6 protein-coding genes are annotated in these 7,000 nt (G+C 73.5%); 3 read left to right on the forward strand and 3 right to left on the reverse strand.

The window, feature by feature from the left end; translation table 11 throughout:
* Window positions 1–190: 190 nt before the first annotated feature.
* The 3 genes from AC07DW_RS30505 to AC07DW_RS30515 all read right to left on the reverse strand — a co-directional run bounded on the left by AC07DW_RS30505 (window position 191) and on the right by AC07DW_RS30515 (window position 3,678).
* On the reverse strand, window positions 191–745 hold the full coding sequence (locus tag AC07DW_RS30505; RefSeq protein ID WP_478860909.1) for a hypothetical protein: 555 nt from the start codon (window positions 743–745) through the stop codon (window positions 191–193).
* Window positions 746–849: 104 nt separating this feature from the next.
* Entirely contained in the window at window positions 850–1,845 is a 996-nt protein-coding gene (locus AC07DW_RS30510; protein ID WP_478860910.1) for a TAXI family TRAP transporter solute-binding subunit, read from the reverse strand.
* Between the two features lie 177 nt (window positions 1,846–2,022).
* Window positions 2,023–3,678: an APC family permease gene (locus AC07DW_RS30515; RefSeq protein WP_478860911.1), complete on the reverse strand. Its 1,656-nt coding sequence runs from the start codon at window positions 3,676–3,678 to the stop codon at window positions 2,023–2,025.
* Between the two features lie 129 nt (window positions 3,679–3,807).
* Between AC07DW_RS30515 and AC07DW_RS30520 the strand changes: the two genes are divergently transcribed.
* The 3 genes from AC07DW_RS30520 (at window position 3,808) to AC07DW_RS30530 (ending at window position 6,774) form a co-directional block, all read left to right on the forward strand.
* Window positions 3,808–4,446 (forward strand): TetR/AcrR family transcriptional regulator, encoded by a 639-nt coding sequence (locus AC07DW_RS30520; RefSeq protein WP_478860912.1) that lies wholly within the window; start codon window positions 3,808–3,810, stop codon window positions 4,444–4,446.
* A 74-nt stretch (window positions 4,447–4,520) separates the two neighbouring features.
* Window positions 4,521–6,011 carry a tRNA (N6-isopentenyl adenosine(37)-C2)-methylthiotransferase MiaB gene (gene miaB, locus AC07DW_RS30525; protein WP_478860919.1) on the forward strand — a complete coding sequence of 497 codons (1,491 nt, stop codon included), beginning with the start codon at window positions 4,521–4,523 and terminating at the stop codon, window positions 6,009–6,011.
* 55 nt (window positions 6,012–6,066) lie between these two features.
* Window positions 6,067–6,774, forward strand: a complete 708-nt coding sequence (locus AC07DW_RS30530; protein ID WP_478860913.1) for a class III extradiol dioxygenase subunit B-like domain-containing protein — start codon at window positions 6,067–6,069, stop codon at window positions 6,772–6,774.
* Window positions 6,775–7,000 lie beyond the last annotated feature (226 nt).

Genomic DNA, 7,000 nt, shown 5'->3' on the forward strand with positions numbered 1-7,000 from the left:
CGCTGTCTCAAACGCTACGTCGCACGCGAGATCCACCGACTCATCACCCGGACCACCACCCACGTCCTGGCGGCTTGACATCCATAGGGGCATCAAGAGGGCCTACCTCTGCCACGGCACCGTCACCGCAGCAGCAATCCGGTTATGGCTCCGCCCGTGATGAGCCGGACAGTGCCTAGTGGCGGGATCATCAGCGCTGCCAGAGAAACGCGGCCTTGGCGCAGGGACGGCAGGTGAAGACGTAGCCACGGCCTCCGCCGCCGAAGTTCGCCGAGGTAGCGAAGTCCTGTCCCTCCTCCAGTTCCGCGGCGAACGTCATTCGGGCGCTGCAGGAAGGGCAGACGGGGGTCTCGTCGCCCTGGAGCCAGTCCGGTTCGCCGCCCAGTCGCCCCAGTACCCGTTCGGGGGCCGGTGTGTGCTCGGGGTGGAGGCTAAGAGCGGTGACCGCGCCGAGATCCGTTTCGCCTTCGGCCGGAACGGGGGCCGGGGAGAGCCGCTCGCCGTCGAAGAGGAAAGCGGCATTGCCTCCGGCAGTGGCGTCCCAGTCGTCACACATACCCGGGTCGTTCTGGCAGAAGAACACCGCCGCCACGCCGAACGGCAGCGGCAGGTGGGCGAGGAACTGCATGGCCCCATCGCACTCGCGGCACAGGGGCCATACGAAGCCCTCCGGAACGAGCGGGACGCCGCCGGTGCGCGCGACGGGCGCGTCGGCGGTGGTCTTCCCGCCGTGGATCAGCAACATGCCGCCAGGTTACGTCCTGCCTCGAAGACCAGGACGAGGAGCCAGGAGCTTTCCCGCATCCTCCGTTCACCGGTTCGCCCCGGCCCTGCTCCGCCGGACAGTCCCTAGGGCTTGACCGAGCGGTAGTAGCGCCGGGCCCCCTCGTGCAGGGGCAGCGGATCGGTGTACACCGCCGTCCGCAGGTCGACCAGCTGCGCGGGGTGCACCTCGTGGCCGATCCGGTCACGGCTCTGGATCACGGTGCGGGTGAACGCCTCCGCCAGCGCCGGGTCCGTACGGTCGGTGGTGACGAGCAGGTTCGCCACGGCCACCGTCTCGACCGGCCTGCCCTCCTGCGAGAGGGCGTACGCGTCGGCGGGGACCACGGCCGAGCGGTAGTAGCGGCCGCTGCCGCCGCCCTCGTGCACCCGGTTGATCAGGTCGCCGTTCAGTGGGACCAGCCGGATCGGAAAGCGCTCCGACAGCTTCTGCACGGCGCTGGTTGGCAGACCGCCCGACCAGAAGAAGGCGTCCAGCCGGCCCTGCTCCAGCAGGGTCGGCATCGTGTCGATCCCCGCCGACACGGGCTCGATCCCCGTCTGCGGGTCGACCTTGGCCGCCTGGAGCAGCCGGTTCGCGATCAGCCGTACGCCGGAACCGTCCTGCCCCACACCGACCCGCAGTCCCCGCAGGTCGCGGGTGGAGCGGACCTTCGACCCCCGCGGGACGACCAGCTGCACGTAGTCGTCGTACAGGCGGGCGCAGCCGCGCAGGGCGTAGGCGCCCGGCCGGCTGTCCCTTATGTACGTCGCCACCGCGTCGGCCGTGGCGATCGTGAAGTCGGCCTCCCCGGACGCGAGCCGGGCCAGGTTCTGCCGGGACCCCTCGCTGTCGAGCAGCTTTATGGCGACGTCCGGCACATTACGCCCGAGCGCCTCCTCCAGCAGCTCGCCGTAGCGCTGGTACACCCCGGTCGGTACGCCCGTGCTGAAGGTGACCTGCCCGCGCGGGGAGGACTCTCCGGCCGGAACCAGCCACCACAGCAGCAGACCCAGCACCACGAGACCCACCGCCGCCCCTTTGAGGGCGCGACGGCTGACACGGGACAGGGCCTGGAGCATGGCGCGATCCTGCCAGGTCGCTCCCGGTGATGACCAGGCCCGCCGGACAACGGTTCGGGCAACGGCCGGGCGGTGCCCGTGACCGGGGGCCGGCGCCACGACCCGGCCTCCCCGCCCCGTCCCGCCGCCTCGGGCCCCGCTCCGCCGCCCCGGTTCGACCGGGGCCGGCCGGCGGCGTCAGGAACCGTCGGCCGCGAGCGGGCCGACCGGATCCGCGCCGGCCGCCCCCGCCTCCGCCCGCGCCAAGGCCCCTCGTCCGGCACCGCCCCCACCACCCCCGGCCGGCCGGTCGTCGCGGATCCTGTCCTGCGGACGCCTGGCCACCAGGAGCACCAGCCCGGCCAGGACGATCACCGCCGTGCCGATGAGCCCGGCCCACACCTGGTACCAGGGCGCGCCCGGCGGGGCGAGGACGGCGCGCGGCCAGCAGACGTTGACCACCTCGAAGCCGGTCCACAGCACGGCCAGCGCGTTCAGGGCCGTGCCCCTCCGGCCCTGGCGGACGTGGCCCGAAGGCACCCACGTCCCGCGGAGGCGGGCGACCAGCGCCGCCAGCGTGGTCAGGAAGAACGGCAGGAAGGTCGCCGCCGTACCGAAGGCGATCAGGCTGCCGATCGCCGTGGCGTCGAGGCCGAGCAGCAGCGCCGTACCGCTGACCAGCGTCGAGGCGACGAGGCCGCCGATCGGGGCGCGGCGCCCGTTCACCTTCCGGACCTGGTCGGAGAAGGGAAAGACCCCGTCCCTGGCCAGCGAGTACAGTCCGCGCGCCGCGCCGCCCTGGGACGCCATGGCGCAGGCGAGGAAGCCGACCAGGACGACGGCCACGAAGGGCTTGTCCGACCATGAGCCGAAGGAGTGCACCACCGCGGTGGTCACCGGGTCGATGTCCTCCCCGAGGACGACCTTCTCGGGGGCGGGGTGGGCCAGGGCGACCGCCATCGCGTTGAGGATCACGACCGCGCCGACGCTCAGCAGCGCCCACCACATGGCCCGCGGCACCTGCCGGCCCGCGTCCTTGGTCTCCTCGGCGGCGGACACGCACGCGTCGAACCCGATGAACGCCCATCCGGCCACGGCCACGGCGGTGAGGAAGGCCAGGGCGGTGGAGCCGCCGGACAGGGCCTCGGCGCCCATGGTGCCGGTGAACAGCACGACCCCGTGCTCACGGAAGAACAGCAGCAGCGAGAAGCCGACCAGGACGGAGGCCACGGCCTCCGCGGCGATGCCCAGGGACACGAACAGGCTCAGGACCCGGATCCCGTAGGCGTTGACCAGCATGCAGCCGAGCAGGATGGAGGCGGCCACCGCCACCATCGCCCCCGGTGAGGGCGCGATCCCGAGGAGGGCGAAGACCCAGGGGGCCGCCAGATAGGCCACGGTCGTGTTGCCGAACATCACCGCGAACTGCCACACCCAGCCCCCCATCCAGCCGAAGGCCGGCCCGAGCAGGCGGCGGCCCCACTGGTACGGGCCGCCCGCGAGCGGCCACTGGGACGCCAGCTCGGCGTAGACGTTCACGACCAGGCACTGGCCGGCCAGCACCACGGGCAGCGCCCAGATCCAGGCGGGGCCCGCGACGGCCGTCCCGACCGCGGCCACCGCGTAGAGGGCCACCACGGGCGAGACCACGGCGAAGCCCATGGAGACGTTCCCCAGGACGCCGAGGCTGCGGCGCAGCTCCTGCCGGTAACCGAGGGCCCCCAGGCGGGCGGCGTCGGCATCGCTCACGGCCGGCCCGGACGGATCGATCGGCGCGGACGGCCCGGACCGATCGATCGGCGCGGACGGCTTCACGGGCTCGGCCCGTTCGGGCGGGGTCGGGGTGGTGCTCATGGGTGTCACCTCGGCGCTAAATCTAACGTTGTTAGGTATCGGGGTGCGGGGACCGTAACGCGCCACTGGCCGGATGGGAACCCCTCCCGCCCGGTAACCTGGCGGCGGAGAACGAGGGGGAGCACCGCGATGGGCCGACCGAGCCAGCCGTTGCTGAGCCGCGAGAGCATCGCGCGTGCCGCGCTGGAACTGCTCGAGGAGCTGGGCCCGCAGGCCCTGACGATGCGGGCCCTCGCCCAGCGCCTCGGAGTGCGCGGCGCGTCGCTGTACCACCACGTGGCCTCGAAGGACGACCTCCTGGACGCCGCCCTGGAGCGCATCAACGAGGAGATCGACCTCGGCCCGCTGGACGACCCGCGGTGGCGCGAGGGCATCGCCACGTACGCCCGCGGCTACCGCCGGGTGTACCTCCGCCACCCGCACATGATCGCCCTGGTCGCCCGGCGCCGGGTGGAGGCGGACAGGGCGCTGCGCGGCTACGACTCGTTGATCGCCGCCCTGGTCCGGATCGGCTGCGCCCCCGCCAGGGCGGCCGAGGTCGCCGCGGCCCTCGACTACCTGGTCCTCGGCTCCGCCCTGGAGACCTTCACCGCCGGCTTCACCCGGCCCCCGGACGGCTACCGCCCGGACTACCCGTCCCTCGCCGACGCGCTCGACGGCGCCGACGCCGTCCCCCCGGGCCTGGCCGGTCTCGACGACCGGGGTTTCGAGGCGGGCCTCTCCCTCCTCCTCGACGGCCTCGCCGCCGCCCTCACCCCCGGCCGGTGACACATCCAGCCGTCCGGCCCGGTGGGACCCCTTACCCTGGTCGGGTGAGCGGTAACGACGTGGCTGGCGGAGTAGTGGACGGTTTGAAGACGTACGAGGTACGCACCTACGGGTGCCAGATGAACGTTCACGACTCCGAGCGCCTCTCCGGCCTGTTGGAGGACGCCGGTTACGTGCGCGCCCCCGAGGGCGCGGACGGCGACGCCGACGTCGTGGTCTTCAACACCTGCGCGGTCCGCGAGAACGCCGACAACAAGCTGTACGGCAACCTCGGCCGGCTCGCCCCGATGAAGACCAGGCGGCCCGGCATGCAGATCGCCGTCGGCGGCTGCCTGGCCCAGAAGGACCGCGACACCATCGTCAAGAAGGCGCCGTGGGTGGACGTCGTCTTCGGCACGCACAACATCGGCAAGCTGCCGGTGCTCCTGGAGCGCGCCCGCGTCCAGGAGGAGGCGCAGATCGAGATCGCCGAGTCGCTGGAGGCGTTCCCCTCCACGCTGCCGACCCGGCGCGAGTCCGCGTACGCCGCGTGGGTCTCCATCTCCGTCGGCTGCAACAACACCTGCACCTTCTGCATCGTCCCGGCGCTGCGCGGCAAGGAGAAGGACCGCCGTCCCGGCGACATCCTCGCCGAGATCGAGGCGCTGGTCTCCGAAGGCGTCTCCGAGATCACCCTGCTCGGCCAGAACGTCAACGCGTACGGCTCCGACATCGGCGACCGCGAGGCCTTCAGCAAACTGCTGCGCGCCTGCGGGAGGATCGAGGGCCTGGAGCGCGTCCGCTTCACGTCCCCGCACCCGCGCGACTTCACCGACGACGTGATCGCCGCGATGGCCGAGACGCCCAACGTGATGCCGCAGCTCCACATGCCGCTGCAGTCCGGCTCGGACACCGTCCTCAAGGCGATGCGCCGCTCGTACCGCCAGGACCGCTTCCTCGGGATCATCGGCAAGGTACGGGAGGCCATCCCGCACGCCGCCATCTCCACCGACATCATCGTGGGCTTCCCCGGCGAGACGGAGGAGGACTTCGAGCAGACCATGCACGTGGTGCGCGAGGCGCGCTTCGCGCAGGCCTTCACCTTCCAGTACTCCAAGCGCCCCGGCACCCCGGCGGCGACCATGGACGGGCAGATCCCCAAGGAGGTCGTGCAGGACCGCTACATGCGCCTGGTCGCCCTCCAGGAGGAGATCTCCTGGGAGGAGAACAAGAAGCAGGTCGGCCGCACCCTGGAGGTCATGGTCGCGGAGGGCGAGGGCCGCAAGGACGGCGCCACCCACCGCCTGTCCGGCCGCGCGCCCGACAACCGCCTGGTCCACTTCACCAAGCCGGAGCAGGACGTGCGTCCGGGTGACGTGGTGACCGTCGAGATCACCTACGCGGCCCCGCACCACCTCCTCGCCGAGGGCCCGACCACCGGTGTCCGCCGCACCCGCGCGGGCGACGCCTGGGAGAAGCGCAACGCCGCCGAGGCCGCCAAGCCCGCCGGCGTCATGCTGGGCCTGCCGCAGATCGGCGCCCCGGCCCCGCTCCCGCCCGTCACGGGCGGTTGCGCGGTCGGCTGACCTGCCGCGGGGGCTTCCCCGGAACCGGCCCGTCTCACCGGCTACGCTGCGGATCATGCTTTCCGCCGCCGCCGTCTGCCCCTGCCCGCCGCTCCTCGTCCCCGACGTCGCCGCCGGGGCAGCGCCCGAGCTCGACGACGTGCGCACGGCGTGCTCGGACGCGCTCGCGGTCCTCGCCGCCTCGCGGCCGGACCTGCTGGTCGTCGTCGGGCCGGGAGCGCAGGAGGCGCCGGAGCGGTACCCGGCGGGGACCGCGGGGGACTTCCGGGGCTTCGGAGTCGAGCTGGACGTACGGCTGGGCGCGGGGCCCGGCGGTGCCCGGCCCCTGCCCGCCCCCCTCGCCGTGGGCGCCTGGCTGCTGGAGCGCGTCCGCTGGGCCGGCGCCCCGGTCGAGGGCCTCGCCGTGGGCGAGCGGCTCGCGCCCGCGCGGTGCGCCGAGGCCGGCCGCGAGCTGGCCGCACGGGCCGGGCGCGTCGCCCTGCTGGTGCTGGGTGACGGCAGCGCGTGCCGCAGCCTCAAGGCGCCGGGCTACCTCGACGACCGGGCCGCCACCTTCGACGAGGGTGTCGCCCGGGCGCTGGGTACGGCGGACACCGGCGCCCTCGCGGCGCTGGACGAGCGCCTCGCGCACGAGCTGAAGGCGGCCGGGCGGGCCCCCTGGCAGGTGCTGGCCGCCGCAGCCGAGGGCGCGGGCCTGGAAGGCCGCCTGCTGTACGAGGACGCCCCCTACGGCGTCGGCTACTCCGTCGCGACCTGGTCCTGACCTCCGCGCCACGCCCGGCTCCGGCCGGACCGGTCCGGGGACGAGTTCCCGCCCCTGGACCCGGACTTGGCCCCCACGGGGCCTCGGAGAGGTCCCTGGCGGTCAGGTCGGTCCGGCCCCGGACGGGGGGGGGGAGGGGGGGGGGGGGGGGGGGGGAGAGAGGGGGGGGGGGGGGGTGGTGATGTTGGGTTTTGTTGTGGTTGGAGGGGGTGGGGGGGGGTTGGGC

The organism is Streptomyces sp. NPDC045701, from assembly GCF_056432045.1.

What these genes read in the sequence shown, in the direction of transcription:
- AC07DW_RS30505 (WP_478860909.1), bottom strand. Translation starts at nt 745, where the DNA reads ATGTTGCTGATCCACGGCGGGAAGACCACCGCCGACGCGCCCGTCGCG.
- AC07DW_RS30510 (WP_478860910.1), bottom strand. Translation starts at nt 1,845, where the DNA reads ATGCTCCAGGCCCTGTCCCGTGTCAGCCGTCGCGCCCTCAAAGGGGCG.
- AC07DW_RS30515 (WP_478860911.1), bottom strand. Translation starts at nt 3,678, where the DNA reads ATGAGCACCACCCCGACCCCGCCCGAACGGGCCGAGCCCGTGAAGCCG.
- AC07DW_RS30520 (WP_478860912.1), top strand. Translation starts at nt 3,808, where the DNA reads ATGGGCCGACCGAGCCAGCCGTTGCTGAGCCGCGAGAGCATCGCGCGT.
- AC07DW_RS30530 (WP_478860913.1), top strand. Translation starts at nt 6,067, where the DNA reads ATGCTTTCCGCCGCCGCCGTCTGCCCCTGCCCGCCGCTCCTCGTCCCC.